This window comes from Ruegeria sp. CK3, assembly GCF_056536565.1.
The window spans coordinates 103986-129295 of sequence record NZ_JBQFPV010000008.1 but is presented as its reverse complement, the minus strand read 5'-3'; the positions used below and the strand labels follow the sequence as shown (position 1 = coordinate 129295).

At 60.1% G+C, this 25310-nt stretch carries 26 protein-coding genes; 17 read left to right on the top strand and 9 right to left on the bottom strand.

Annotation, left to right across the window (positions count from 1 at the left end; genetic code table 11):
* Positions 1 to 53: 53 nt before the first annotated feature.
* Positions 54 to 872: an MBL fold metallo-hydrolase gene (locus ACR0C3_RS13410; protein ID WP_480758889.1), complete on the top strand. Its 819-nt coding sequence runs from the start codon at positions 54 to 56 to the stop codon at positions 870 to 872.
* A gap of 38 nt (positions 873 to 910) precedes the next feature.
* The gene (locus tag ACR0C3_RS13405) at positions 911 to 2326 is read left to right on the top strand and encodes an FAD-binding oxidoreductase (protein ID WP_480758888.1); all 1416 of its coding nucleotides are present in this window, start codon (positions 911 to 913) and stop codon (positions 2324 to 2326) included.
* 36 nt (positions 2327 to 2362) lie between these two features.
* Here ACR0C3_RS13405 and ACR0C3_RS13400 read toward each other — a convergent pair whose 3' ends face one another.
* Complete coding sequence (locus ACR0C3_RS13400; RefSeq protein WP_170377886.1) at positions 2363 to 2845, bottom strand: fasciclin domain-containing protein; 483 nt, start codon at positions 2843 to 2845, stop codon at positions 2363 to 2365.
* Positions 2846 to 3014: 169 nt separating this feature from the next.
* On the bottom strand, positions 3015 to 3554 hold the full coding sequence (locus ACR0C3_RS13395; protein ID WP_170477435.1) for an adenine phosphoribosyltransferase: 540 nt from the start codon (positions 3552 to 3554) through the stop codon (positions 3015 to 3017).
* A 323-nt stretch (positions 3555 to 3877) separates the two neighbouring features.
* On the opposite strand from ACR0C3_RS13395, the gene ACR0C3_RS13390 reads away from it, so the two are divergent.
* Positions 3878 to 4051 (top strand): hypothetical protein, encoded by a 174-nt coding sequence (locus ACR0C3_RS13390; RefSeq protein ID WP_170659968.1) that lies wholly within the window; start codon positions 3878 to 3880, stop codon positions 4049 to 4051.
* On the opposite strand, the gene ACR0C3_RS13385 is transcribed toward ACR0C3_RS13390, so the two are convergent.
* Positions 4048 to 4677, bottom strand: a complete 630-nt coding sequence (locus ACR0C3_RS13385) for a LysE family translocator (RefSeq protein WP_480758886.1) — start codon at positions 4675 to 4677, stop codon at positions 4048 to 4050. The genes ACR0C3_RS13390 and ACR0C3_RS13385 overlap by 4 nt on opposite strands.
* Positions 4678 to 4844: 167 nt before the next feature.
* Here ACR0C3_RS13385 and ACR0C3_RS13380 point away from each other — a divergent pair, with 167 nt between their 5' ends.
* On the top strand, positions 4845 to 5681 hold the full coding sequence (locus tag ACR0C3_RS13380) for an alpha/beta hydrolase (RefSeq protein WP_480758885.1): 837 nt from the start codon (positions 4845 to 4847) through the stop codon (positions 5679 to 5681).
* A 2-nt stretch (positions 5682 to 5683) separates the two neighbouring features.
* On the opposite strand, the gene ACR0C3_RS13375 is transcribed toward ACR0C3_RS13380, so the two are convergent.
* A complete protein-coding gene (locus ACR0C3_RS13375; RefSeq protein ID WP_480758884.1) occupies positions 5684 to 6556 on the bottom strand; it encodes an S-methyl-5'-thioadenosine phosphorylase in 873 nt (290 codons plus the stop codon).
* A gap of 218 nt (positions 6557 to 6774) precedes the next feature.
* Between ACR0C3_RS13375 and ACR0C3_RS13370 the strand changes: the two genes are divergently transcribed.
* Complete coding sequence (locus ACR0C3_RS13370; RefSeq protein WP_170377898.1) at positions 6775 to 8409, top strand: SulP family inorganic anion transporter; 1635 nt, start codon at positions 6775 to 6777, stop codon at positions 8407 to 8409.
* A 140-nt stretch (positions 8410 to 8549) separates the two neighbouring features.
* On the opposite strand, the gene ACR0C3_RS13365 is transcribed toward ACR0C3_RS13370, so the two are convergent.
* Entirely contained in the window at positions 8550 to 9155 is a 606-nt protein-coding gene (locus ACR0C3_RS13365; RefSeq protein WP_170377900.1) for a flavin reductase family protein, read from the bottom strand.
* Positions 9156 to 9227: 72 nt separating this feature from the next.
* On the opposite strand from ACR0C3_RS13365, the gene ACR0C3_RS13360 reads away from it, so the two are divergent.
* The 5 genes from ACR0C3_RS13360 (at position 9228) to ACR0C3_RS13340 (ending at position 12272) form a co-directional block, all read left to right on the top strand.
* Positions 9228 to 9722 carry a GNAT family N-acetyltransferase gene (locus tag ACR0C3_RS13360; RefSeq protein ID WP_480525268.1) on the top strand — a complete coding sequence of 165 codons (495 nt, stop codon included), beginning with the start codon at positions 9228 to 9230 and terminating at the stop codon, positions 9720 to 9722.
* A gap of 53 nt (positions 9723 to 9775) precedes the next feature.
* Positions 9776 to 10519: an EcsC family protein gene (locus tag ACR0C3_RS13355; protein ID WP_480758882.1), complete on the top strand. Its 744-nt coding sequence runs from the start codon at positions 9776 to 9778 to the stop codon at positions 10517 to 10519.
* Between the two features lie 121 nt (positions 10520 to 10640).
* Complete coding sequence (locus ACR0C3_RS13350) at positions 10641 to 11102, top strand: NUDIX hydrolase (protein WP_480758881.1); 462 nt, start codon at positions 10641 to 10643, stop codon at positions 11100 to 11102.
* Between the two features lie 72 nt (positions 11103 to 11174).
* Positions 11175 to 11630, top strand: a complete 456-nt coding sequence (locus ACR0C3_RS13345) for a DUF1178 family protein (RefSeq protein ID WP_480758880.1) — start codon at positions 11175 to 11177, stop codon at positions 11628 to 11630.
* A 3-nt stretch (positions 11631 to 11633) separates the two neighbouring features.
* Positions 11634 to 12272: an SDR family NAD(P)-dependent oxidoreductase gene (locus ACR0C3_RS13340; RefSeq protein ID WP_480758878.1), complete on the top strand. Its 639-nt coding sequence runs from the start codon at positions 11634 to 11636 to the stop codon at positions 12270 to 12272.
* Here the strand turns inward: ACR0C3_RS13340 and ACR0C3_RS13335 are convergent.
* Positions 12266 to 12622: a hypothetical protein gene (locus ACR0C3_RS13335; protein ID WP_170640361.1), complete on the bottom strand. Its 357-nt coding sequence runs from the start codon at positions 12620 to 12622 to the stop codon at positions 12266 to 12268. The genes ACR0C3_RS13340 and ACR0C3_RS13335 overlap by 7 nt on opposite strands.
* Before the next feature lie 165 nt (positions 12623 to 12787).
* On the opposite strand from ACR0C3_RS13335, the gene ACR0C3_RS13330 reads away from it, so the two are divergent.
* The 6 genes from ACR0C3_RS13330 to ACR0C3_RS13305 all read left to right on the top strand — a co-directional run bounded on the left by ACR0C3_RS13330 (position 12788) and on the right by ACR0C3_RS13305 (position 21609).
* Positions 12788 to 14026 (top strand): aspartate kinase, encoded by a 1239-nt coding sequence (locus ACR0C3_RS13330; RefSeq protein WP_480758877.1) that lies wholly within the window; start codon positions 12788 to 12790, stop codon positions 14024 to 14026.
* Positions 14027 to 14072: 46 nt separating this feature from the next.
* Complete coding sequence (gene ptsP, locus ACR0C3_RS13325; RefSeq protein WP_480540011.1) at positions 14073 to 16316, top strand: phosphoenolpyruvate--protein phosphotransferase; 2244 nt, start codon at positions 14073 to 14075, stop codon at positions 16314 to 16316.
* Positions 16317 to 16477: 161 nt separating this feature from the next.
* Complete coding sequence (zwf, locus tag ACR0C3_RS13320; RefSeq protein ID WP_480758876.1) at positions 16478 to 17923, top strand: glucose-6-phosphate dehydrogenase; 1446 nt, start codon at positions 16478 to 16480, stop codon at positions 17921 to 17923.
* A gap of 2 nt (positions 17924 to 17925) precedes the next feature.
* Entirely contained in the window at positions 17926 to 19731 is a 1806-nt protein-coding gene (gene edd / locus ACR0C3_RS13315; protein ID WP_480758875.1) for a phosphogluconate dehydratase, read from the top strand.
* Positions 19732 to 19734: 3 nt separating this feature from the next.
* Positions 19735 to 20367, top strand: a complete 633-nt coding sequence (locus tag ACR0C3_RS13310; protein WP_480758873.1) for a bifunctional 4-hydroxy-2-oxoglutarate aldolase/2-dehydro-3-deoxy-phosphogluconate aldolase — start codon at positions 19735 to 19737, stop codon at positions 20365 to 20367.
* A 51-nt stretch (positions 20368 to 20418) separates the two neighbouring features.
* Positions 20419 to 21609: a pyridoxal-phosphate-dependent aminotransferase family protein gene (locus tag ACR0C3_RS13305; protein ID WP_480758872.1), complete on the top strand. Its 1191-nt coding sequence runs from the start codon at positions 20419 to 20421 to the stop codon at positions 21607 to 21609.
* A gap of 65 nt (positions 21610 to 21674) precedes the next feature.
* On the opposite strand, the gene ACR0C3_RS13300 is transcribed toward ACR0C3_RS13305, so the two are convergent.
* Complete coding sequence (locus tag ACR0C3_RS13300) at positions 21675 to 22784, bottom strand: pyridoxal phosphate-dependent aminotransferase (RefSeq protein ID WP_480758871.1); 1110 nt, start codon at positions 22782 to 22784, stop codon at positions 21675 to 21677.
* 125 nt (positions 22785 to 22909) lie between these two features.
* Here ACR0C3_RS13300 and ACR0C3_RS13295 point away from each other — a divergent pair, with 125 nt between their 5' ends.
* Entirely contained in the window at positions 22910 to 23692 is a 783-nt protein-coding gene (locus tag ACR0C3_RS13295) for a crotonase/enoyl-CoA hydratase family protein (protein ID WP_170377914.1), read from the top strand.
* Here ACR0C3_RS13295 and ACR0C3_RS13290 read toward each other — a convergent pair whose 3' ends face one another.
* Both ACR0C3_RS13290 and ACR0C3_RS13285 read right to left on the bottom strand, forming a co-directional pair.
* Entirely contained in the window at positions 23693 to 24025 is a 333-nt protein-coding gene (locus tag ACR0C3_RS13290) for a DnaJ family domain-containing protein (RefSeq protein ID WP_170471894.1), read from the bottom strand.
* 39 nt (positions 24026 to 24064) lie between these two features.
* Positions 24065 to 25228 (bottom strand): benzoate/H(+) symporter BenE family transporter, encoded by a 1164-nt coding sequence (locus tag ACR0C3_RS13285; RefSeq protein ID WP_480758869.1) that lies wholly within the window; start codon positions 25226 to 25228, stop codon positions 24065 to 24067.
* Positions 25229 to 25310: the final 82 nt, after the last annotated feature.

The window sequence follows — 25310 nt, the reverse complement described above, 5'->3', positions numbered from 1 at the left end:
GCCAGATGAACAAGGGGCATGACTTGGCGGTGTGATGCGCTACACTCCCCTCTATGCGCTGGATTGTGGCTGTATTGATATTTCTCTCGGGTGCGGCTGCTGCGCAGGAGCGGCGGCCGAGCCATTGCATTGCCATCGCCGACGCAGCACCTGGGATTGAATATCTGCAAAAAGCCGCGTGGCAGGACCCGGTGCCGGAGTTTTCGGTGCGGATCAGCTATGTCGCGCATGCGTCCTTTCTAATCCAGACTGCGGGTGGGCTGAACGCGGTCACGGATTTCACCGGGTTCATCGGCAGCGCTGATCTGATCCCCGATGTCGTGACGATGAACCACGCACACAGTACGCATTGGACGGCGCATCCGGACCCGGCCATTCCCCATGTGCTGCCAGGGTGGGGTGAGTTCGGGCAGGGGATCGACCATCATCTGGATCTGGGCGAGATGCTGGTGCGCAATGTCTCGACCGATATCCGGTCGTCCTATGGTGGGGTCGAGGAGAAGGGGAACTCGATTTTCGTGTTCGAGGTTGAAGGGCTGTGCATCGGTCACTTGGGGCATTTGCATCACGTGCCCTCGGACGAACAGTTTGCTGCTTTGGGGCGTCTGGATGTTGTGATGGCAGCCGTGGATGGCGGGACGACCATGCCGCTGCCCGAGATGATCTCAGTTCTCAAGCGGCTGAAAAGCTCGGTGATTATTCCCATGCATTGGTTCTCCGGTTTCTCGCTGGATCGCTTTCTCGTCGATATTCGCAATGACTTCCCGGTTGTACGCGAAGGTGTGTCAGAGCTGACCGTCTCGCTGCGCAGTTTGCCGGATCGGCCCACAGTTGTCGTGCTAGAGCCGCAATATCTGATCGATCTAGAATAAGGCTTGCCGGTCGCGCGCATGTTGGGCAAGGAAGGCGTATGGATTTGAACCCCGCAGATGCCAAGCTTGCTGACGCCATTCGCGCTGAATTGGGCGATGATGTGTTGCGTCCGGTTTCTGAACGTTACCTGGAAGAGCCGCGCAACCGATTTGCGGGCGAAATTGGGCTGTTAGCCCTGCCGCGTAACGCGCAGGACGTGGCGGCGCTAGTACGGCTTGCCTCGGATGTGCGCGTGCCGGTTGTGCCCTATGGCGGCGGCACGGGCTTGGTCGGCGGTCAGGTCATGACCTCTGGTCCGGCACCTTTGTTGATCTCGCTGGAGCGTATGACCGCCATTCGCGCGGTTTATCCAACTGAAAACGTGTTGATTGCCGAGGCCGGGGCCGTTCTTGAGGACGTGCATGCCGCAGCAGAGGCGGCGGAAAGGCTGTTTCCCCTGTCTCTGGCCGCGCAGGGATCGTGTCGGATCGGTGGCAATCTGGCGACCAATGCCGGGGGCGTCAATGTGCTGCGATATGGCAATGCGCGTGATCTGTGCCTTGGGCTTGAGGCGGTGTTGCCCAGCGGTGAAATTTGGCATGGCCTGAGCCGGTTGAGAAAAGACAACACGGGCTATGATCTGCGCAATCTGTTGATCGGGTCCGAGGGGACCCTTGGGATTATCACCGCAGCTTCGCTGAAGCTGTTTCCACGTCCGGCTGAGGTTGGAACGGCGATGTTTCAGGTGACCTCGCCCGAGGCCGCGATCGACCTGCTGGCCCTTACGCGCGATTTGGTGGGCGAGACGGTCAGTTCGTTTGAACTGATCCACCGGCAGGGGTTGGATTTCCTGACCGAGGTGTTGCCCGATGTGCGCCAGCCATTCGATACTCCGCCCGATTGGAGCGTACTGATCGAACTTGGATTGGCAGCCGGGCAGACCGCGTCTGAGCGTTTGGAGGCAATATTCGCCGCTGCGGAGCCTCGGGGCCTTGTCAAAGATGGCGTGATTGCCCAGAGCGAGGCGCAGCGCCGCGCGCTGTGGGCTGTTCGTGAGCGTATCCCTGAGGCCAACCGCCTGATCGGGTCCGTTTCGAGCCATGATATATCTGTCCCGATCTCGACCATCCCCGAATTCATTCGGCAAGGTGCCGAGGTGATCGGCGCGTTAAGTCCGTTCCGTATCAACTGTTTCGGGCATTTGGGCGATGGCAACCTTCACTACAACGTCTTCCCGCCCAAGGGCCACAGCCGCGATGCCTTTGAGGATCAGCGCAAAGCGGTGAAGAGCGCGATTCACGATCTGGTTCACGCGTTTGACGGCTCGGTCAGCGCGGAACACGGGGTGGGGCGGTTGAAAGTAGATGATCTGGAGCGCTATGGCGATCCCGTCAAACTTCAGGCAATGCGAGGGATCAAGGCTGCGTTGGACCCAAAAGGAATTATGAATCCCGGAGCGATCCTGAAGGCGTAGACACGGCCCGAGCAGTCCGGACCGTGTCTGATTGCTTTACGACGCGGGCAGAATGACTTTGTCGATCACGTGGATCACGCCGTTTGATGTCTCGATATCGGCCTGAACAACGTTGGCGTCATTCACCATCACGCCAGAGTCCAGATCAATCGTGATATCGCCGCCCTGTACCGTGGCTGCGGTCATGTCGTCAGACAGATCGCCCGACATCACTTTGCCCGGCACCACATGGTAGGTCAGCACGGCGACCAACTGGTCTTTGTTTTCGGGCTTCAGCAGGTCGGCCACTGTGCCTTCAGGCAGAGCTGCGAACGCTTCATCCGTAGGGGCGAACACGGTGAACGGACCTTCGCCTTTCAGCGTGTCAACCAGTTCGGCGGCCTGAACGGCGGCGACGAGAGTTTCAAAGCTACCGGCTGAGACGGCGGTATCGACGATGTCTTTGCCATGACCGTCTGCCATTGCGGATGTGCCCAACAGGATCGTTGCGACGCTAGCGACTGCAAGTTTGCGGAACATTTTGTGGTCTCCCAAATTAGAAATGCTTCAAGCAGCATCAATCGGGATACGGCGATCTGCGCATACGGATCACGCGTTTTGCGCAAAGAATTGCCTTGAACAGTCGCGAAACAGCGCTAAGCCAACGCTGTTTCAAATTTCAATACAATAATATGTGAGTTTTTTCGGCTCACAGGCCTTCGAATTCACATAGGACATGAACATCCATGCCCATATCCTCAAGCACTTTGCGCCCGCCCAGTTCCGGGAGGTCCACAATAAACGCGCAAGAGATGATCTCGCCCCCCAACCGTTCGATCAGTTTGATGCCAGCGCCAGCGGTGCCGCCAGTTGCCAGCAGGTCATCGACGACCAAGACCTTTTCGCCGGCTTGGATGGCGTCATCGTGGATCTCGACGATCGCCTCGCCATATTCCAACTTGTAGTCTTGGCTGATCGTGGTGCCGGGCAGCTTGCCCTTTTTGCGGATGGGAACAAAACCGACGCTCAACTGGTGTGCAATAGCGCCGCCCAGAATAAAACCGCGCGCTTCAAGCCCGACGACCTTATCGATCCGCTCGCCCGCATAGGGGTGCAGCATCTGGTCGATGGCCATGCGAAATCCGCGAGGATCGGCAAACAGGGTGGTGACGTCGCGAAACATGATCCCTTCATGAGGGAAATCGACGATGGTTCGGATGTAATCCTTGACCGAGTTGTTTCTGGACATGTGGCACCCCTTTGGCATCAGAACACGCGGGGTGTTTGGCCCATTGGCGTCAACCTTGCAAGGATAGAATGCCGCCTGCTCCTATCTGCGCCGGTTCGGAACGGCCTTTGATAACCCGAAGTACCGGTACAGCGTGGCGGGCAGCCACGACAGGTGAGGTTTGCGCCAATTGCGCTGGTCTCTCAAAAGAAATGCTTGAGCCGCATGAAGGTTCATTGCCAAAATCCTTTTTTTGTTGTTAGGTGCCCGATATCTACATCCTATATGCTATGTATATACATTGCATCGCGGAGAGAATCAAGTAGTTTGCGGGATTAAGGCGCGTGGCGAAGAAAGACGGTAAGGGTTCTACCAAGAAAAACAGTCAGTTGGTGTTGCGTCTGGACAAGGACGAACGTGATGCCTTTGTCGAATTGTGCAAAGAGCTGGACACGTCAGCTGCACGCGAAATCCGCCGCTTTATCCGCGGGTTCATGAAAGAAAACGCAGACGACTAGGCGGGCCGCCGTAGAACAGCCGTCGCAACGCCCATTCCGATCAGAGCCAGCCCTCCGAACCGTGTCATTGCGTTGATCACGCCAGCGCGCCCGATCATGAGCCGCAGTCGATCGGCCAGAAGCGCGTAAGCCAGCGCGTTCAGCCAGGCGAGGCCCACGAAGGTCGCAATCAGGATCGCGAATTGAGGGCCCAGGGGTTCGGCTGGGCGCAGGAACTGCGGGACGAAGGCGATGAAAAATGCGATTGATTTCGGGTTCAGGGCGGTAACTGCTGCCGCATGTCCGAAAACCCCGCGAGCGGTAACATCACGCCCTGTTTCAACCGGGTTCAACCCACCCGATGGCGCGCTGCGCAACAGTTTGATGCCCAACCAGACCAGATAGGCGGCCCCGATCCACTTCAACACAGAAAACAACGTGGCAGAGGCCAGAACTAAAGCGCCCAAACCCAGCAGAGACGCTGTCATCGCGACAAGATCACCAACGGCAACCCCGGTGGCCGAGGCAACCGCCACGCTGCGCCCTTTTGATAGCGCATAGCTGAGAACCAGCAGCACGGTCGGTCCGGGGATCAGCAGCAACGCGGTCGATGTGGCCACGAAAGCCAGCCAGAGTTCTAAAGACATGGGTTATCCTGTTCCTGTTCGCCTCGCAGCAAGCCCTCACACTGGGCAGGCGTCAAGCGGTTTCAGCCTCGCCAAGAAATTCTAAAGGTCGGATTAAGCCTGATACATCTCTCTTGAATCCCGCGCATCGATGCCCAGACTGATAAGACGGATGAACGGAGGCCCCGATGGAGCAGACTCAGAAAATGACGCACGACAACACAGCGCGGCTGAGAAAAGGCGCGTTTGTGCTGATCGCGGTGATCGCGGTGCTCTATGTGTTGGCCGTGGTTTATATGTATGTGAATCAGCGCGATATGCTGTTCAAACCATCCGGCATGTTGCCTGAACCCAGCGCGGTCGGTTTGGCGGATGTCGAGGTCCTGTCGCTGCCCATGCCGGATGGCACCGACCTGGCGGTCTGGTCCGCGCCTGCAGTGGCTGAGGGTGCGCCGACCGTTCTGTTTTTCCACGGGCAAAGCGGCAATCTTGGGGATCGCGCCGACCGGCTGCGCGAAATACTGAACAGCGGCTTCGGTCTGCTCGCGCCAAGTTATCGCGGGTTCCCCGGCAGCGATGGCACCCCATCCGAGGCCGCTTTCGTCGCTGACGGTCTGGCCCTCTATGACCAACTAAGTGCGCAGGGCCAACCCGTTGTGCTCCACGGTCAGAGCCTTGGAACCGGCGTCGCAGCGGCTGTTGCCGCGCAGCGCCCCGACGCGGAGCTGCTGGTTTTGGAGGCACCGTTTACCGCAACCGTTGATGTCGCGGCCGAGCGCTATCCTTGGCTGCCCGTCTCACTTCTCATGCACGACAAGTTCGCCACCCGCGACATAGTCGGCCAGATAGAGGTGCCGACACTGATCTTCCACGGCACCGAGGACGTCGTGGTCCCGCCGCATCACGCAACAGCGCTTTCCGCCGGAGGCGCGGCGCAGTTGTTCATGATTGACGGTGGCACCCACAATGATCTCTGGACGCATGGCTTGTGGCAGACGGTGCAAGACAATCTACCCCAACTGTAAGGCTACAGAACCCTGCCCGCCACCGCGTCCAATTTTGCCAGAACGGTCAGGTCACGATTTTCCGGGGCCGTCAGGATCGCGTGGTCCAGAGCCCGGTCACACCCATGCGGGCAGGGCGTGCGGATCGGGCCCAGCAAGCCTGGCAGCCCTTTGACCAAAGCCCGGCCCTTTTCGGCGTTCCCAGTCAGGGTTGCGATAATCGAGGTCACGTCGACCTCGCCATGATCGGGGTGCCAGCTGTCATAGTCGGTGACCATCGCGACCGAGGCATAGCAAAGCTCGGCCTCGCGGGCGAGTTTCGCCTCAGGCATATTGGTCATGCCGATCACATCGCAGCCCCACTGTTCGCGGTACATCTTGGACTCGGCCAGGGTCGAAAACTGCGGCCCCTCCATCGCCAGATAGGTGCCGCCGTGATGCACGGTGATGCCAGCGGCCAATCCGGCCTCTTCGCAGGCATTCGACAAGCGCGGGCAGGTCGGATGCGCCAAGCTGACATGGGCCACGCAGCCGGTTCCGAAAAAGCTTTTCTCGCGTGCAAATGTGCGGTCGATGAACTGATCCACAATCACGAAATCACCCGGTGCCATATGCTCGCGGAACGACCCACAGGCCGAGACCGAGATCACGTCCGTCACCCCCAGCCGCTTCAGAGCGTCGATATTGGCGCGATAGGGCACTTCGGTCGGTGAATGGATGTGTCCGCGCCCATGGCGGGGTAGGAACACCATATCGACACCATCCAATGATCCGGTCAGAACCTGATCGGAGGGCGCCCCCCAAGGCGTATCAACCCGGACCCACTCTGCATTTTCCAGCCCGTCGATGTCGTAAATGCCTGATCCGCCGATGACGGCAATTTTTGTTTGGGTCACGTTGGGTCTCCGCTGCTCGATTCATGCGGGCAAACTCTGCGGGTCACAGGCGAAATTGGCAAGTGGTCTCAGCCATTTGCACCATTTCGTCGCGAGTTGTGTTGTTAAGCTATGCGATTGACGCATATCAGGGTCCCGCTGAGCGCGGTATCTCTTGGGTGCTTTGACAGGTAAAAGGCCCCCTTTCGCGCGAACACAAAGACCCACAGGACCGTCCCATGCCCCGAGCCATGCTGGCAAGCTTTGCCAACCGTATTGCCAAGCCCGATCTCCGTTGGGTGCCTGATGAGGGTCTGACCGTATCGCGCCTGCGGATTGAGCTGCTGTCAGGTTTGACCGTTGCCCTGGCGCTGGTGCCCGAGGCTGTGGCCTTTGCCTTTGTCGCGGGCGTGCATCCTCTGGTCGGTCTCTACGCGGCCTTCATGGTCGGCCTGATCACCGCGTTGATCGGAGGCCGCCCCGGCATGATTTCGGGCGCGACGGGCGCGCTGGCGGTCGTGATGGTGGCTCTGGTCGCGCAGCACGGGGTCGAGTACTTGTTCGCAACCGTGGTTTTGATGGGCATTCTGCAAGTAATAGCTGGTGCGATGCATTGGGGGCGTTTCATTCGCCTTGTACCGCATCCGGTGATGCTGGGGTTTGTGAACGGACTGGCGATTGTTATCTTCCTGGCGCAGATGGGCCAGTTCAAAGTCCCCGGAACCATGGAAAACACCGGCCACGGGATGAGCGGGGGCGAGTGGCTCTCGGGCGTACAGCTCTATACCATGTTGGGCCTCGTCGCGCTGACCATGGCGGTTATTTGGGTCATGCCGCGGATCACGCGTATCATTCCGGCCCCTCTGGCGGGTATTCTGGTCGTTGCAGCGCTGGTGATCGGCTTTGGTCTGGATGTGCCGCGTGTCGGTGATCTGGCCTCGATCGAGGGGGGCTTGCCTGCCTTCCACATCCCGATGGTGCCGCTGAACTTTGAAACGCTTGAGATCATCCTGCCCTATGCGGTCATTCTGGCCGCAATTGGCCTGATTGAATCGCTGCTGACTCTGAACCTTGTGGGCGAGATCACGAACAAACGCGGTGGTGCCTCGCAGGAATGCATCGCGCAGGGTGTCGCGAACGTCGCCACCGGCTTCTTCGGAGGCATGGGTGGCTGCGCCATGATCGGTCAGTCGATGATCAACGTGAAGTCCGGCGGCCGCACCCGAATCGCGGGTATCGCGGCTGCCCTGTTCCTTCTGATCTTCATCTTGTTCGCCTCGCCGCTGATCGAGCAAATCCCGCTGGCTGCGTTGGTTGGCGTAATGTTCATGGTAGTGATCGGGACCTTCGCCTGGAACTCATTTAAGATCATGCGCAAGGTGCCTTTGATGGACGCCTTCGTGATTGTTCTGGTGACTGTCGTTACTGTGATGGAAGACCTTGCGGTTGCGGTTGTCGTCGGCGTGATCGTTTCGGCCCTGGCCTACGCCTGGAACAACGCCAAACGTATCCATGCTGTCACCCGCGACTCTGAGACGGAAAAGGGCGCGAAAGTCTATGAAATTCAGGGGCCGTTGTTCTTTGGCTCGTCAGACGGATTTGTCGAACTGTTCGACGTTCCGAACGATCCCGACGTGGTCATTGTGGATTTCGCCGAAAGCCGCGTGGTCGATCAATCCGCCCTGCAGGCCATCGAAAACGTCGCTGCAAAATACGAGGCTGCGGGCAAACGTGTGATGCTGCGCCATCTTAGCCACGACTGCCACAAGCTGCTGAACAAAGCGGGCCACTTGATGGTCGATAGCGACGATGACCCGGATTACGGCTTAGCCGTGGACTATTCGGTCCGTACCGGCATCCTGGGCGGCCACTGAATCATTTGCGAGGCTCTGCCTCGCGCTCCGAGGTATTCTTTGGCCAGATGAATGAAGGATCCCTCTGCTTCATCTGGCTAGAAATATCTCGGGGGAGTCGCCCGCAGGGCGGTGGGGGCAGCGCCCCCTAAGGACAGGCCTCAATCATCAGGCCTATTCAATGAGAACAACTCGGTGACAACTGCATAGTCTCGGTAGCCAAGCCGCGCCAAAGGCTGGAAGGTTGTCACGTCGAATTTGCCATCCTTCAGGCAATCGTCACGCAGATGGACCCCGGTCACTTCGCCAAAGACAACGCGGTTTGCCTCACCGGGTAGGGTCGTGATCTCGGTCAGCTTGCACTCCAGCGCAGCAGGCGCATCTGCAACGCGTGAGCAAGCGATGGTTTCGCACTCGACCGCCGTCAGGCCGGCATGGGCAAATTCGTCGGTTTCCTTTGGCAGTCCGGCTGAACTGGCGTTCATCGCATCCCGGTGGGCAAAGGCTACGATGTTCACGCAGAATACGCCCGTTGCCTCAATATTGGCGATGCTGTCCTTGCCGCCGTCCTGGTCGTGCTTGGTTCCGGTTGTGGCAAACATCACCTGTGGCGGGGTGTAGGCAACCCCGTTGAAGAATGAGTAGGGGGCCAGGTTGTTGATCCCATTTGCGTCGCGCGACGAAATCCATCCGATGGGGCGCGGGGTGATGATGGCGTTGAACGGATTGTGCGGCAGGCCGTGGCCGTCTTCGGGGCGATAGAACATATGGTCTCCAAGCGTTTGCCCAAGGCGTAACGAAGTGCTAGGGCGATTGCCAGCTAGGAAAAGAGGGCAGGCGTGCAGCAATTCGCGATCAGGCCGGAAGAGCCGCAGGATTGGTGGGAGGTCGAAGCCCTCTATGATCTGTGCTTTGCGCCGGGGCGCGAGGCGCTTTCCTCTTACCGTTTGCGCGATGATGTACCTCCGGTGGCGGGTTTGTCTTTGGTTGCGCGTGACGGGCAAGGAATACTGGCCGGAGCGATCCGGTTCTGGCCTGTTCATGTTGGCGATCATGACGCCTTGCTATTGGGTCCTGTTGCAGTTCACCCCACGCATCAGGGCGAGGGGCTTGGCGGCTACCTCATCCATTCCGGCGTTGAAACGGGGCGGGAAAAGGGGTGGGACCGGGTCATGCTGGTCGGCGACGCGCCCTATTACGCCCGTTTTGGGTTCACGCCGTTGACGGGGGTTGAGATGCCGCCGCCAACCAACCCAGAGCGTGTTTTGGGCATGGCTCTGAGCCCCGGAAAGTGGGACAATATTACCGGAGCCGTAACCCGCTGGACGCGCTGAGCTATTGAAACACCGCGCCGAAATACCGATCTTTCAAGGAACGGAGGGTTCGGATGCAGGATGTTATACTGATCGACAGTGTCGACGCGGATGCGGAATTGGATCGCTTGGCGAAACACTACCGCTCGGCCGGTGGGGCGGGTGTCAAACTGCTCAACGCTTTGGGCGGGTCGGCGGAATCCCTGCTGGACCAACTGCCCGAACCCCTGCGCGACGGCTTGACCGGAGCGACCGAACAAGCCCTTTGGATGGCGATGCAGGCGGCACAAGGTTCGCGGCAGATCGTGCCCGATCAGGCCCCTTGGGTGAACACTGCCGTGACAACGGCGATGGGCGCTGCGGGCGGATTGGGTGGCGTGTCTACCGCTTTGGTTGAGCTGCCAGCGACCACGGCCATGCTGTTGCGCTCAATCCAGGGCGCGGCAGCGCGCGAAGGCTTTGATCCGGCTGAAGAAAACGTGAAATTCGACTGTGTTCGGGTGTTGGCGGCAGCGGGTCCGTTGTCACACGATGACGGAGCGGATCTGGGGTTCTTTTCCGTGCGCCTCACGCTGACAGGTCCTGCCATGCACAAACTGATTGCGGCTGTGGCGCCAAAGCTCTCGGTTGTGTTGGGTCAGAAACTGGCGGCGCAATCCGTACCGGTTCTGGGGGCGCTTGCCGGGGGCGGGACGAACTACATCTACACCCGCTACTACCAGCAGATCGCCCATGTTCACTTTGGTTTGCGCCGGTTGGCGATGGACGCGGATATCTCGCACGATGTTCTGGTTCGCAGGCTCAGCGCGCGTATGTAGCGGTTAAATTTGGTCGCTGCCGCATCATGTGGTATACTAAGTTTAACAGGCCGCGATATAAAAGCTTAACAGAAGACGCGGTATATAGGCACTGATCTGATGCGAAAGTGAGTGCGGCGCGATGAAAGTTTCTCGGGCGTCCAGTCTAGGCCTCGATGTGGGGCAGGTACCGGTCCTGCCTCAGGCAGCCGCGTTGTGCTATCGGCTGGCGCGGGGTCGTCCTGAGGTTCTGTTGATCACCTCCCGTAGGGCGCAGCGCTGGATCATCCCGAAAGGGTGGCTGATTGATGGGTTAAGCGCCTCGGAAACCGCGGCTCAGGAGGCGTGGGAAGAGGCGGGTGTGATTGGCACATGTGTGCCGGTCAAGCTTGGCCAGTTCTCGATGGCCAAAACCTGCACCAAGCGTGGACCGGTTCTTTGCGTGGTGGACGTTTACCCGCTGCATGTGGATCAGGTTCAGAATCAGTTTCCCGAGACAGGGCAGCGGAAACGCAAATGGTGTACGCTTCAAAAGGCCGCATCGAAAGTCAACTCGCCCGATCTTGCCGCTGTTTTGCGCAAATTCGCGCCCCGGATACACTAAACTTAATACTGAGAGACTTGATATTGGAGTTTCGGTCGGTATCTATTCGCCAACCGACATTCTGGAAGGACCATGATTCAATACGCGTTGAAGTGCAGCAAGGGCCATAGTTTCGACAGCTGGTTCCAATCTGCCGAAGCCTACGACAAGCTGGCAGCCTCGGGCATGGTGACATGCGCGGTATGTGGATGTGCGCATGTTGAAAAGGCAATCATGACTCCGCGTGTCCGGCCTGCGCGGGATGCCCAGAAGACGGCGCAAATGCCAAAACCGTCGTCGGATGATATCAACGTGACCAGCAACCCTACTGAAGTTGAACGTGTCTTGGCCGAACTGCGCCGCAAGGTCGAAGAAAACTCGGACTATGTGGGCCATGACTTCGCCTCGGAGGCGCGCAAGATGCATCTGGGCGAGGCACCCGAGCGCTCGATCTATGGCGAAGTGAAACCGGATGAGGCGAAATCCCTGATCGAAGACGGGGTACCGGTTGCGCCACTTCCTTTTATTCCCAGCAGAAAGACAAACTGACCCATGCATATCGTGATTACCGGAGCCAATCGGGGAATTGGATGGGCTCTGGCGGAGCGGTATCGCGCGCAGGGTCGTAAGGTTACGGGAACTGCGCGGGATGGCAGCGCCGAGATTCAGTTGGACGTAGCCGATCCGGCGCAGCAAGCGGCGATGGTGGACCAGCTAAAAGGGCAGCCGGTCGACCTGTTGATTTGCAATGCCGGCGTTTATTTGGACAAAGGTCACGGCATTGATGACTACCCCGCCGAGATGTGGGCGCAGAGTTTTGCGGCCAATGTCACCGGCGTTTTCCTGACCGTTCAATCTTTGCTGCCCAATCTGCGCGCGGCAGGGGGGCAAATTGCGATCATGTCGTCTCAGATGGCCTCGCACACCCGCGCGCCGGGCGGCAGCTACATCTACCGCGCCTCCAAGGCGGCGGCGTTGAATTTGGGGCGTAATCTGGCGGCCGACTTAAAGGCGGATGGGATTGCAGTGGGCATTTATCACCCCGGTTGGGTGAAGACCGACATGGGTGGCTCAGCGGCGGACATCCATGTGGATCAGGCCGTCGCTGGCCTGATGAAGCGTTTCGACGCGCTGTCGCTGGACAACACAGGTTGTTTTGAAACCTATGATGGCAAACCCCACGCTTACTGAGTGCTCAGCGCGGCCTTGGGCAGTTCATAGACCTCACCGGGTTCGATGAAGATCACCATGATATCGCCCCGAACTTCATGGTTGATCGGTGAGGGCGAGCTGCTGGAATCCGGAATGCCATCGGTGAAGTAAATTCTGCGAACATCACCGCCGGGCAACATTACGGCCAATGTTGCGGTGCCATCATCGCGGCGGCGCAGTTCGGCATTGCAGCTTTGCAGCGGATCTCCGGCTCTGCCGGCGCAGGGAACCGTACCCAGCGCGTTCTGTCCATCGGTGCCAGCCACGCTGGCCTGCTGGGACAGGGCTGGGGATGCGATCACGGCAAGGACGGTTGCGAAACGAAGCATGAATAACCTCTTGGAATTGCTTTAGCGCTAGGCTGACATTGCGTTTTCGGAAAGTAAAGCGGCCCCTTGACGCAATATCTGTTATGCAGCGCCCCTTGCTCTTGGTGTCCCCCTCGCATATGAGGCTCGGGACTTTAAATCCAAGGCGCGGAGACACTTGCCCCCATGCCCGTACTCGTGATGAAATTCGGTGGCACATCGGTTGCCAATCTTGACCGCATCCGCCGCGCGGCGAAACGCATCGGCGTTGAGGTGGCAAAGGGCTATGACGTCATTGTCATCGTCTCGGCAATGTCCGGCAAAACCAACGAATTGGTGGGGTGGGTGAACGAGACCTCGCCGCTGTTCGACGCCCGCGAGTATGATGCTGTGGTGTCGTCTGGCGAAAACGTCACTGCGGGTCTGATGGCGCTGACGTTGCAGGAGATGGAAATTCCGGCGCGCAGCTGGCAGGGCTGGCAAGTGCCGCTGCTGACCAATGGAGCGCATTCCACGGCCCGGATCGAGGAAATTCCGACCGAAAACCTGAACCAGAAGTTCGGCGAAGGCATGAGAGTGGCCGTGGTTGCCGGTTTCCAGGGCATCAGCCCCGAAGGCCGGATCACGACGCTGGGCCGTGGCGGTTCGGACACGACTGCTGTGGCCTTTGCTGCCGCGTTCGAGGCCGAGCGCTGTGATATCTACACTGATGTCGATGGCGTCTACACGACCGACCCGCGTATCTGCGAAAAGGCACGCAAGCTGGATCGGATTTCGTTCGAGGAAATGCTCGAACTGGCGTCGCTAGGCGCGAAAGTGCTGCAAACCCGCTCGGTCGAGCTGGCGATGCGCTATAAGGTGAAACTGCGCGTTCTTTCAAGTTTCGAAGAACAATCCGACGAGGCCGGTACGCTGGTCTGCGACGAGGAGGATATCATGGAATCCAATGTTGTGGCCGGTGTGGCCTATTCCCGTGACGAAGCCAAGATGACCGTCGTTTCCGTGGCCGACCGCCCCGGCATCGCCTCGATCATCTTCACCGCGCTCAGCGATGAGGGCGTGAATGTGGATATGATCGTCCAGAACATCTCGGATGAGGGGCGCACGGATATGACCTTCTCGTGCCCAACCGATCAGGTTGCGCGCGCCGAAAAAGCGCTGCTGGCGATCAAGGATGCGGGTGAGCTGAACTATGCCGAGCTGGTGGCCGACGAAGACGTCTGCAAGGTTTCGGTTGTGGGCATCGGCATGCGCTCGCAATCGGGTGTTGCGGCCAAGATGTTCAAGGTTCTCTCGGATGAGGGGATCAACATCAAGGTCATTACAACCTCCGAGATCAAAATTTCCGTCCTTGTCGACAGGAAATACATGGAACTTGCTGTTCAGGCACTGCATGATGCCTTTGAACTGGACAAGGCGGCCTAAGCTCATCGGCCAAAGGTTTCGCCTGACGCACTAATTGGGTTGGGCCATGGCGGACGGTACGGAAACAGAATCCCGCAAGCTGCTGGTTCGGCTGCGCGAGGAAATGGCGAGCGAGGCGGCCGGTCAGGAGCGTCTCGACCGCATCACGCAGTTGATTGCCGATAGCATTCGTTGCGAGGTCTGCTCGATCTACCTGTTCCGTGACGAAGAAACCCTTGAGCTTTGCGCGACCGAGGGCCTATCGCCCGAAGCCGTCCACCAGACACGGATGCGTCTGGGCGAAGGTCTCGTGGGCCGGGTGGCCAAATCCGGCAAGGTTGTGAACACGGCGGATGCGCCCGCGGCCAAAGGCTTCCGGTTCATGCCGGAAACGGGCGAGGAGCGCTTTTCCTCATTCCTCGGGGTGCCGGTACAGCGGCTCGGTCAGAAACTGGGCGTTCTGGTGGTGCAGTCCCGTGACGCGCGTGAATTCTCCGCGGATGAGATCTATGCGCTGGAAGTCGTCGCGATGGTTCTGGCTGAGATGGCCGAACTGGGCGCGTTCGTTGGCGAAGGCGCGGCCCTTTCTCCCTTGCACCAGCAATCGGTGCAATTGACTGGCGGTCCGGCGCAGGAAGGGTCTGCCGAAGGGCATGTCTGGCTGCATGAGCCGCGCGTCGTCGTGACCAACCCGATTGCCGAAGACCCGCACCGTGAAAGCGAGCGGTTGAATGAGGCGGTCGAGGAGCTGCGTGTCGGCGTCGACAAGATGCTCGAAATCTCGCAGAACGGCGACAAAGAGCAGCTGAAAGTTCTGGAAGCCTACCGCATGTTCGCCAATTCCAAGGGCTGGATGCGGCGGATGGAGGAAGACATCGCCCTCGGCCTCAGCGCGGAGGCCGCGGTCGAGAAAGAGCAATCGCAGGCCCGTGCCCGTATGGGGCAGGTGACCGATCCCTATTTGCGGGAACGGCTGGCGGATCTGGATGACCTCAGCAATCGCTTGCTGCGCATCCTGACGGGGCAGGGCAAGACTGACAGCGCCGATCTGCCGCCCGATCCGATCCTCATCGCCCGCAACATCGGCCCCGGAGACCTGTTGGAATATGGCCGGTCCCTGAAGGGGATCGTGCTCGAGGAAGGCTCGGTGGGTAGCCACGCCACGATTGTTGCCCGCGCATTGGCGATCCCCTTGGTCGTGCATGTCGGGCGGATCACGACCGAAGCTCTGAACGGCGACCACATTCTGGTCGATGGGGACAATGGCGTTGTCCATCTGCGTCCCGAAGACTCGGTGGTCAGCGCGTTTCGCGACAAGATCGCGATGCAGGCCAAGGCGCAGGAACGCTATGCCTCGATCCGGGAGACGCCGACGGTTACGCAGGATGGCGCGCGGATCAACATGGCGATGAACGCAGGCCTGATGGCCGATCTGCCCTCGCTCGGGAACTCGGGCGCGGAAGGGGTTGGCTTGTTCCGGACCGAGCTGCAATTCCTGATCCGCAACCAGATGCCGAAACGGTCTGAGCTGGTGACCCAATACCAGCGGGTTCTGGACGCGGCCGGAGAAAAGCGCGTTGTGTTCCGGACCCTCGATATCGGGTCTGACAAGGTTCTGCCCTACATGAAGCACGTGGCGGAACCGAACCCGGCGCTGGGCTGGCGTGCGATCCGCGTTGGTCTGGATAAGCGCGGCGTGATGCGGATGCAGTTGCAGGCCCTGTTGCGCGCCGCCAATGGCCGCCCACTGACCATCATGTTCCCCTTCGTTGCGCAGGCCGAGGAGTTCCGCGAGGCCCGATGGGAGGTCAACAAAACCATCGAGCGTGAAAAGCGTCTTGGCCATATCCTGCCGGAAACGCTCGAAGTGGGGGCGATGCTGGAAACGCCGTCGCTGGCGTTCTCACCGCAAAAGTTCTTTGACGAGGTGGATTTCATCTCGATCGGGGGCAACGACCTGAAACAGTTCTTCTTTGCCGCCGACCGTGAAAACGAGCTGGTGCGCCGTCGATATGACACGTTGAACGTCAGTTTCCTCAGCTTCATCGAACGGATCGTAGAGCGTTGCAACATCTCGGATACGCCGCTGAGTTTCTGTGGTGAGGATGCCGGTCGCCCAGTTGAGGCACTGTGTCTGGCTGCGATGGGTATCCGCACCTTGTCCATGCGTCCGGCTTCGATCGGCCCAGTCAAAAGCCTGTTGCTGAGATCGAACCTGCAGGACGTCCGCAAGATCATCGCGGATGCACGTCATCGCGGTGAGCAATCCGTGCGCCCGGCGGTTATGGAGTGGTTGCGGTCTCAAACGTGACCCATCAGTCGGCCTATTGGGGATTCCGGGCTTGATTTTTATTTCAAGGTTCCGTATCCAACCGTGGAAATGTTAGCGATAACATTCGTGGTCGCACCAGCGACACCCATCGCGACTGAGATTCTGCTTCTTGAGGCAGGAAGCACAAAAGGAAGCTGATCATGGTTTCACGCGTCATCCCGGTAGACCCGTTCGACCTCGTGCTGTTTGGCGCGACGGGCGATCTGGCGCAGCGCAAGATCTTGCCAGGGCTGTATCACCGGTTTGAAATGGGCCAAATGCCGGAGGATGCGCGGATCATCGGGACCGCCCGGTCCGATATGGACAGTAACGGGTTTCGTGACCAGTTGCGCGCGTCGATGGACAAATTCGCGCCAAGCTACGACAAGGACACTCTGGATCGATTTCTGACGCATGTTGACTATGTGCCGGTGGATGCGCTGGGCGATGCGGGCTGGTCTGATCTGGCCAAAGCCTTGAGGCCTGACGTGGTGCGGGCTTTTTATCTGTCTGTGGGTCCCAGCCTGTTCTCAGGCATTGCACAGCGTCTGAATGATCACGGGCTTGCCACGCCTGACAGTCGGATCGTGGTGGAAAAGCCCTTCGGTCATGATCTGGCCTCGGCCAAGGCACTAAACGAGGGGCTACGCGCCTGTTTCGAAGAGCATCAAATCTACCGGATCGACCACTACTTGGGTAAGGAAACCGTACAAAACCTGATGGCGCTGCGCTTTGCCAATTCGCTGTTCGAGCCGCTGTGGAACGCGACCCATGTCGATCACGTGCAGATCACTGTGGCCGAGACTGTCGGTGTCGAGGGGCGCGGTGCATACTACGACCAATCCGGCGCGATGCGGGATATGATTCAGAACCATCTGGTGCAGCTTCTCTGTCTGACCGCGATGGAGCCGCCTTCGAAATTCGCGCCCAACGCGGTACGAGATGAGAAGGTCAAGGTGATCGAAGCGCTGGAGCCGGTCGAGCCGAAGGATATCGCACGCGGTCAGTATCGCACAGACAAGGGGGGCGACGGTTACCTCGATCATGTCGGGGATCCTGCCAGCCGCACCGAAAGCTTCATTGCGCTCAAGGCTCATATCGGTAACTGGCGCTGGGCGGGCGTGCCGTTCTACCTGCGCACCGGCAAACGCCTGAGGGCTCGCGAGTCAGAGATAGCGGTGTTTTTCCGCGACCCACCGCATACGATTTTTCCCAACGTTGGGCCTCTGCACGGCAATGTGCTGGTGATCCGTCTGCAGCCGGACGAGGGCATCACTCTGCGCACCACGATCAAGGAACCGGGGCAGGGCGGGTTCCGTCTATCTGACGTGGCGCTCGACATGAGCTTTGCCGATGCGCTGGGCGATGGTGCGCAATCGCCCGACGCCTATGAACGCCTCATCATGGATGTGATCCGCGGCGATCAGACCCTGTTCATGCGCGGCGATGAGGCCGAGGCCGCCTGGGCCTGGGTTGATCCCATTATTCGCGGCTGGGAAGAGCGTGGCGACAAGCCCGCAAAATACGATCAGGGCAGTTCAGGGCCCGAAGAAGCATTGATGCTGATGCATCGCGATGGACGCCGCTGGCGTCAGATCGGAGGGTAATCATGGTCAATACAGTTATTTCCGACGTCACCAAACGCATCATCGACCGCAGCGCTGACCTGCGCGGCCCGCATCTTGAGCGGATGGAACAGGCCAAATCCAAAGGCCCCGCCCGTGGGCATCTGTCCTGTAGCGGTCAGGCGCATGCTTATGCCGGTGCGGGTGAAGATCAGAACTCGATGGCGACCGGTACGGCTGGGAACCTCGGCATCGTCACCGCCTATAACGACATGCTCTCGGCCCACCAACCGTTCGAGCGCTATCCCGAGCTGATCCGTCAGGCGATCCGCTCGGCAGGTGGCACAGCGCAGGTCGCAGGTGGGGTTCCCGCCATGTGCGACGGCGTAACGCAAGGCGAGGCGGGGATGGAGCTGTCGCTGTTCTCGCGCGATGTGATCGCGCTGGCGACGGGCGTGGCTCTCAGCCACAACACCTATGACGCGGCTGTGTTTCTGGGGGTCTGCGACAAGATCGTGCCCGGACTGATCATCGGCGCGCAGGCCTTTGGCCATCTGCCGGCCGTCTTCCTGCCGGCTGGTCCGATGACCAGCGGTCTGCCCAACGACGAAAAGGCCAAGGTCCGCCAGCAATTTGCTGCCGGAGAAGTGGGTCGGGACGCCTTGATGAAGGCTGAAATGGCAGCTTACCATGGCCCCGGCACCTGCACCTTCTACGGTACCGCCAACACCAACCAAATGCTGATGGAGTTCATGGGCCTGCACCTGCCGGGCTCCAGCTTCGTCAATCCCAACACGCCTCTGCGCGATGCGTTGACCGAGGAAGGTGCGCGCCGCGCCCTGTCTCTCAGCGCGTTGGGCAATCACTACACGCCGGTTTGTCAGATCCTTGATGAACGCGCCTTCGTCAATGGTATCGTTGGCCTGATGGCCACAGGCGGCTCGACCAACCTGCTGATCCACCTGATCGCCATGGCGCGCGCGGGTGGTATCGTTCTGGATTGGGAGGATTTTTCCGACATCTCCGCCGTGGTCCCGCTGGTCGCGCGGGTCTATCCCAACGGTCTGGCCGATGTGAACCACTTCCATGCCGCCGGGGGCTTGGGCTTTACCATCAGCACACTGTTGGATGATGGGCTGCTGCACCCCGACACACTGACCGTTGCGGGGCAGGGTCTTCACAATTACACCAAGGAACCCAAGCTGAAAGACGGCGAGTTGGTCTGGGAAGACGGTGCGGGTCACAGTCTGAATGAAAAGATCGTGCGCCCAGCCAAGGATCCGTTCCAGCCTACCGGTGGTCTGTCGCGCCTGACCGGAAATCTGGGCACCGGCGTCATGAAGGTCTCGGCCGTGGCACCCGAACATCAGGTGGTCGAAGCGCCCGTCCGTGTGTTCCACGACCAGAACGATGTCAAAGCCGCCTTCAAGGCCGGAGAGTTCACTGATGATGTCATCGTCGTTGTTCGGTTCCAGGGTCCGAAGGCCAACGGTATGCCCGAGCTGCACTCGCTGACGCCGATACTGTCGATCCTTCAGGGCAGAGGCCAAAAGGTCGCTTTGGTCACCGATGGCCGCATGTCTGGAGCGTCGGGCAAGGTTCCCGCCGCCATCCATGTTTGCCCCGAGGCGCTGGACGGTGGTGCCATCGGCTATCTGCAAGACGGTGATCTGCTGCGCGTCGATGCCGCAAAGGGTGAGCTTGAAATCCTCACACCCGGCGTCCTCGACCGCAGCCCAGCGACCGCTGATCTGTCTGCCAACCAGCACGGCGTCGGCCGCGACCTCTTCGGCGCGTTCCGCCAGAATGTCGGGTCCGCCGACACAGGTGCCAGCATTTTCGGAGTTTAACCCATGACCAAAACCCAACGCACCCGCGAGATCTGCGCGCTGGCCCCCATCGTTCCGGTGCTCGTCGTGGATGACGTCGCCCACGCCCGTCCCTTGGCCGAGGCGCTGGTCGCAGGCGGTCTGCCCGCGCTCGAAGTCACCCTGCGCACCTCTGCCGCGCTGGACGTGATCCGCGCCATGGCCGCTGTACCCGGAGGCGTCGTGGGCGCAGGCACGCTGGTCACTCCCGAAGACGTCCGCGCCGCCAAAGAGGCGGGCGCGCAGTTCGGCGTCTCGCCCGGCGCGACCGATGTCCTGATCGCGGCATGCGAAGCCGAAGGCTTGCCCCTTCTGCCCGGCGCGGCCACCGCGAGTGAGGCCATGGCCCTGCTGGAAAAGGGCTACGACATGCTGAAATTCTTCCCCGCCGAGGCCTCGGGCGGTGCACCGGCCCTGAAAGCAATAGGGGCGCCTTTGCCTCAGATCACTTTCTGCCCCACAGGCGGAGTATCGCCCTCAAATGCCCGCGACTACCTTTCGTTGTCCAACGTGGTCTGCGCCGGTGGCAGCTGGGTCGCGCCAAAGCAGATGGTTCAAGAGGGCGACTGGTCCGGGATCGAAGCGCTTGCGCGTGAGGCGACCCACCTGACGGATTGACGCCGCAAGGCGAAACGCTAGGGTAGGCCACAAGTTAAGCAGGTTACCCTCATGACAAACCAAACCTCCCTCGTGCATGGGCGCGAGTATCTGGCCATTCCGGGCCCTTCGGTGATGCCCGACGCGGTGCTGCAGGCTATGCACCGCCCGTCTCCCAACATCTACGATGGCGCGTTGATCGAGATGATGCCCGCGCTGACGCAGGACCTCAAGCGCGTGGCTGGTACCCAGCACGACGTCGCCATTTATATCGCCAACGGCCACGGCACGTGGGAGGCCGCGCTATCGAATGTGATCGCGCCCGGAGAAACCGTTTTGGCCCCGGCCTCGGGTCGTTTCACTCATGGCTGGGCCGAAATGGCTGAGGGGATCGGCGCAAAGGTTGACCTGATAGACTTCGGCTTGTCCTCACCCTGGAATCTCGACCGTATCGCCGAGGCGCTGAACGCCGACAATGAGCACAAAATCAAAGCTGTGCTTGCCGTCCACGTGGATACCTCCACCTCGATTCGGAATGACATTCCGGGTTTGCGCGCTTTGCTGGATGACTTGAACCACCCCGCACTCCTCATGGCTGACTGCATCGCCTCAATGGGGTGCGACCGGTTCGAGATGGACGCTTGGGGTGTCGATGTCACAGTCACAGCCTGCCAAAAGGGCCTGATGACACCGGCGGGCACCGGCTTTGTCTTCTTCAACGACAAAGCGCAGGCGAAACGTGCTGCAATGCCCCGCGTTTCGCAATATTGGGATTGGCAACCGCGCGCCAACCCCGAACTGTTCTATCAGTATTTCAATGGCACCGCGCCCACCCATCACCTATACGGGCTGCGCGCCGCGCTGGACCTGATCCACGGTGAGGGTCTCGAAAACGTCTGGGCCCGCCATGAGCGTCTCGCCAAAGCCATCTGGGCCGCCTGCGATGTCTGGGCGCAAGGCGGTGCGCTTCATTTCAACGTCGCCGACCCGACCCATCGCAGCCACGCCGTCACCGCCCTCCGCCTGACCGAGGGGCGTGGCACTCTGCTGCGCAACTACACCGAAAACCAGCTTGGTCTGACGCTGGGCATCGGCTTGGGGATGGAGGACTGGGACGGTTGCTTCCGCTTGGGTCATATGGGGCACGTCAACGCGCAGATGATCATGGCGATGTTGGGTGGCATGGAAACCGCCATGGCGGCACTTGATATCCCCCGCGGCCAAGGCGCGCTGGAAGCCGCCGCCGCGATATTGGCCACATAGCGCCGATCCGCCTCTTCATCTGGCTCAAGATATCCTCTGGCGGTATAGGGGGGCAGACAGCCCCCCTATACCGCCCGAGCGTGCGCCAAGGCCAATGGCAGGGCCGCTTCAAAAGCCGCCATCTCTGCCTCTGCACCACAACTCACCCGGATGCAGCGGTTCTGCGGGTCCGCAAATGGCATCCGCACAAACACACCCTGTTCGACCAGCGAGTCCAGAACAGCCTTCGCAAACACCCCGTCACGCCCGCAGTCAATCGCAACGAAATTCGTGGCCGAAGGCAACGGGATCAAACCGTTGGCCTGCGCAATGCGTCCGATACGATGCCGAGCCTCAGTGATCCGAGCCTGCACCTCTGACAGCCAGTCGCCATCCTCAAGTGCCGCCAGCGCCCCGGCTTGCGCAGCCCGGTTCATGCCGAAATGGTTGCGTACCTTGTTGAACGCCGCAATCAATTCGGGGGCACCGATAGCATAGCCCACCCGCGCGCCTGCCATCCCGTACACCTTGGAGAACGTCCGCATCCGGATCACACGGGGATCATCGGCGGCAACAGGCGCAGCAGTGCCGTCAGGCGCACATTCGACATAGGCCTCGTCCAGAACCAGCATGCATCCTGAGGGCAGAGCCTCCATCGCGGCCACGATATCGGCGCCCGAATGCCAGCTTCCCATCGGGTTGTCGGGGTTTGCCAGATAGACCAGCTTGGCATCAACCTCTGCGGCCTTGGCAAACAAAGCGGCTGGGTCTTCGTGATCGTCGCGATAGGGAACCTTGTGCAAAACCCCTCCAAAGCCCGCCACATGGTAGTTGAATGTGGGATAGGCCCCGTCTGAAGTCACCACCGCGTCGCCCGGCCCGATCAATAGTCGCACCAAGTAGCCCAACAGCCCGTCAATGCCTTCGCCCACCACGATATTCTCGGGGGTAACTTTGTGATGCCCAGTCAACGCATGGCGCAGATCGTGATTCTCGGGGTCACCATACATCCAGATCTCACTGGCGGCCCGTTGCATCGCTTCAATTGCACGAGGCGAGGGGCCAAACACGCTTTCGTTCGCACCAAGCCGCGCCTTGAAGGGGGCACCGCGTTGGCGCTCCTGCGTTTCCGGCCCCACAAACGGGACGGTTGCGGGCAAGGATTGGGCGAGCGATGTGTAGCGAGGTCTGGTCATAGGCGCAGATAAGCCCACCACGCGGGTTGCTGCAAGCCCGCGCCTCAACATGCCTCAACGTCGCGGTGGAACTGCACTCGCATTCGGGGCAGTCTTGTTAAGACTGCAAAACAAGGAGGTCCGGAATGGCGCGCGTATCTGTCGAGTACAAGGATCACATCGCTCATGTCACGCTGACGCGCGGTGACAAGATGAATGCTCTGGACGAGGCGATGATCAAGGCGCTGCTGGCCGCCGGGCAAGAGGTTGCCGCCTCGGACGCCCGCGCTGTTGTCCTATCGGGTGAAGGCAAAAGCTTCTGCGCCGGTCTCGACATGGCGAGTTTCGCGAAAATGGCCCATATGGACCCGACCGAATGGCTGATGACCCGCAGCCATGAAGACGCCAATGAGATGCAGGAACTGGCGCTGATCTGGCGGCGCATCCCCGTTCCTGTCATCTGCGCGATCCAAGGCGCGGCCTATGGGGGCGGCCTGCAGATCGCCCTGGGCGCGGATATCCGCATCGCTCACCCCGAGGCGAAGCTAGCGGTGATGGAGATGAAATGGGGTATCATTCCCGATATGGGGGGCATGGTTCTGCTTCCGAAATTGGTCCGCTCGGATGTTTTGCGGCTGCTGACCTATACCGCGCGTCCCATTGGGGCTGCACAGGCGGCCGAGTGGGGCCTGGTTACCAAGCTGTCCGATGATCCACAGACCGAAGCACTTGCATTGGCTGAAAACATCGCCTCGCAAAGCCCCTCAGCCATCCGCGCCGCTAAGCGCCTCATAGACTTTGCCGAAACCAATCCGCGCGCCGATGTGTTGCTGGCCGAGTCCTCGGAACAGGTGGATCTGATTGGAAAGCCTGACCAGATGGAGGTTGTGATGGCACAGATGCAGGGCCGAAAGCCCGAGTTCAAGTGATCACCGCATGAAGGCACGCCGCGCGTCTCGGGCCATGTTGTAGCGCATTTCGAGATCGGCGATCTTAGACATCGTGGCTTTGCGGGCCTCGGGATCGGTCAGTCCGGCATATTCCTTGCGGGCCTCGTCCAACTGTTTTTTGATGTCGAACTCCTCGGGCAGTACCCCGGCCTGCGCCATGATCCGATGACCGGCCGCAATGGCGGGATCGCTTTGTGCTTCGCCTGAGCGATCAGGCAGAGGCGCGCCTTCGCCCTCAAGACCCTGCAATTGGCCTTCGGCCTGAGCCTTCTTGATCTGGCGTTCCACCAGTTTTCCAAGCGATCCGAACATGGGCGAAGGATAGCTTTTTCAGGCTCGGGGAGAAAGGGATCATCGCAGTTTGGTGGTCAAGAGATAGGCGACGCCCCCAGCCATCAAGCCCCAGACCGCCGCGCCCAGACCGAACACCGTGATCCCAGAGGCGGTGATGGCGAAGGTCAGAATCGCAGCTTCGCGCTCGGCGGGTATTTCGAGTGCTGCGAAGGTGGCGTTGGCCATAACGCCAATCAGGGCCACGCCGGTCAGCGTACCCATCAGAAGCGGGTCGGCATGGACGGCAAAGCCTGTGATTGCCACGGCGAAGATACCGAAGACGCAGTAGAACACGCCTGCCATGATTGCCGACCAATAGCGCAAAGTACGGTCCGGGTGGCTGTCTTCGTTCGAACACATCGCGGCGGTGATGGCCGCCAGACAGGTGGCGGGAGCTCCAAATGGGGCTGACAACATACTTGCCCCTCCGACGGAGGAAAACAGCTTGCCAGGTGCGGGTGTGTAGCCAAAGCTGCGCATCACGGCGATGCCGGGGATGTTTTGGGTTGCCATTGTGACGACGAACAGCGGCAGGCCGATGCCGATAGCTGACGCAAGTGAGAATGACGGCATCGTCCAGACGGGCGCGGCCAGATAAGCCTCGGGCCGGACGGATGCACCTTCGGCGCTGAACACTACCATGAGAGCTGCGGCTACGACGGCTGCGGGAACGGCAAACAGCCGGTTCAGACGTCCGGCGATGAACCATGTCAGGATCACGGGCAGTGCCTGCCAAGGTAGCTCAACAGCTGCTTTGAACGGGACAATGCAAAGGGGTAAAAGAACACCGCCGAGCATCGCCTGTGCCAGAGTGGTCGGGATCGCAGCGGCCAGACGCCCCAAGGGTTTCCAAAGCCCGGCCAGAATCGTCAAGGCTCCGGCGCAGAGGAAGGCTCCGATTGCGCCGGAGAAGCCTGCGGCCGGGGTGGCTGAAACCGCCAGTAGTGCCGCTCCGGGGGTAGACCAGGCCACGCTGATGGGTTGCTGGTAGCGCAGGCTGAGAACAATCGCGGCCAGCCCCATGGCAATTGCAGCACTCATCAGTCCCGAGGCTGCTTGGGCGGCCGATGCGCCCATCGCAGCCAGCCCTTGCAGCACGATGGGAAATGAGCTGAAGAACCCGACAATGGCGACTACCAGTCCGGTTGAGACGGTCTGCATCGGAGGGAAAGGTCGTGCCATAGGGGCCTCGGAGAGTTGATATTCCGAAGTGCTAACAAGCGCGGGCTGGCGCGAACAAGGGGAAAGCTCTGAAGGTAAAGAA

Bases quoted from the DNA above. Each gene is read 5' to 3' on its own strand.
- ACR0C3_RS13410 (WP_480758889.1), top strand. From the start codon at position 54: ATGCGCTGGATTGTGGCTGTATTGATATTTCTCTCGGGTGCGGCTGCT.
- ACR0C3_RS13405 (WP_480758888.1), top strand. From the start codon at position 911: ATGGATTTGAACCCCGCAGATGCCAAGCTTGCTGACGCCATTCGCGCT.
- ACR0C3_RS13400 (WP_170377886.1), bottom strand. From the start codon at position 2,845: ATGTTCCGCAAACTTGCAGTCGCTAGCGTCGCAACGATCCTGTTGGGC.
- ACR0C3_RS13395 (WP_170477435.1), bottom strand. From the start codon at position 3,554: ATGTCCAGAAACAACTCGGTCAAGGATTACATCCGAACCATCGTCGAT.
- ACR0C3_RS13385 (WP_480758886.1), bottom strand. From the start codon at position 4,677: ATGTCTTTAGAACTCTGGCTGGCTTTCGTGGCCACATCGACCGCGTTG.
- ACR0C3_RS13380 (WP_480758885.1), top strand. From the start codon at position 4,845: ATGGAGCAGACTCAGAAAATGACGCACGACAACACAGCGCGGCTGAGA.
- ACR0C3_RS13370 (WP_170377898.1), top strand. From the start codon at position 6,775: ATGCCCCGAGCCATGCTGGCAAGCTTTGCCAACCGTATTGCCAAGCCC.
- ACR0C3_RS13365 (WP_170377900.1), bottom strand. From the start codon at position 9,155: ATGTTCTATCGCCCCGAAGACGGCCACGGCCTGCCGCACAATCCGTTC.
- ACR0C3_RS13355 (WP_480758882.1), top strand. From the start codon at position 9,776: ATGCAGGATGTTATACTGATCGACAGTGTCGACGCGGATGCGGAATTG.
- ACR0C3_RS13350 (WP_480758881.1), top strand. From the start codon at position 10,641: ATGAAAGTTTCTCGGGCGTCCAGTCTAGGCCTCGATGTGGGGCAGGTA.
- ACR0C3_RS13345 (WP_480758880.1), top strand. From the start codon at position 11,175: ATGATTCAATACGCGTTGAAGTGCAGCAAGGGCCATAGTTTCGACAGC.
- ACR0C3_RS13340 (WP_480758878.1), top strand. From the start codon at position 11,634: ATGCATATCGTGATTACCGGAGCCAATCGGGGAATTGGATGGGCTCTG.
- ACR0C3_RS13335 (WP_170640361.1), bottom strand. From the start codon at position 12,622: ATGCTTCGTTTCGCAACCGTCCTTGCCGTGATCGCATCCCCAGCCCTG.
- ACR0C3_RS13330 (WP_480758877.1), top strand. From the start codon at position 12,788: ATGCCCGTACTCGTGATGAAATTCGGTGGCACATCGGTTGCCAATCTT.
- ptsP (WP_480540011.1), top strand. From the start codon at position 14,073: ATGGCGGACGGTACGGAAACAGAATCCCGCAAGCTGCTGGTTCGGCTG.
- zwf (WP_480758876.1), top strand. From the start codon at position 16,478: ATGGTTTCACGCGTCATCCCGGTAGACCCGTTCGACCTCGTGCTGTTT.
- edd (WP_480758875.1), top strand. From the start codon at position 17,926: ATGGTCAATACAGTTATTTCCGACGTCACCAAACGCATCATCGACCGC.
- ACR0C3_RS13310 (WP_480758873.1), top strand. From the start codon at position 19,735: ATGACCAAAACCCAACGCACCCGCGAGATCTGCGCGCTGGCCCCCATC.
- ACR0C3_RS13305 (WP_480758872.1), top strand. From the start codon at position 20,419: ATGACAAACCAAACCTCCCTCGTGCATGGGCGCGAGTATCTGGCCATT.
- ACR0C3_RS13300 (WP_480758871.1), bottom strand. From the start codon at position 22,784: ATGACCAGACCTCGCTACACATCGCTCGCCCAATCCTTGCCCGCAACC.
- ACR0C3_RS13295 (WP_170377914.1), top strand. From the start codon at position 22,910: ATGGCGCGCGTATCTGTCGAGTACAAGGATCACATCGCTCATGTCACG.
- ACR0C3_RS13290 (WP_170471894.1), bottom strand. From the start codon at position 24,025: ATGTTCGGATCGCTTGGAAAACTGGTGGAACGCCAGATCAAGAAGGCT.
- ACR0C3_RS13285 (WP_480758869.1), bottom strand. From the start codon at position 25,228: ATGGCACGACCTTTCCCTCCGATGCAGACCGTCTCAACCGGACTGGTA.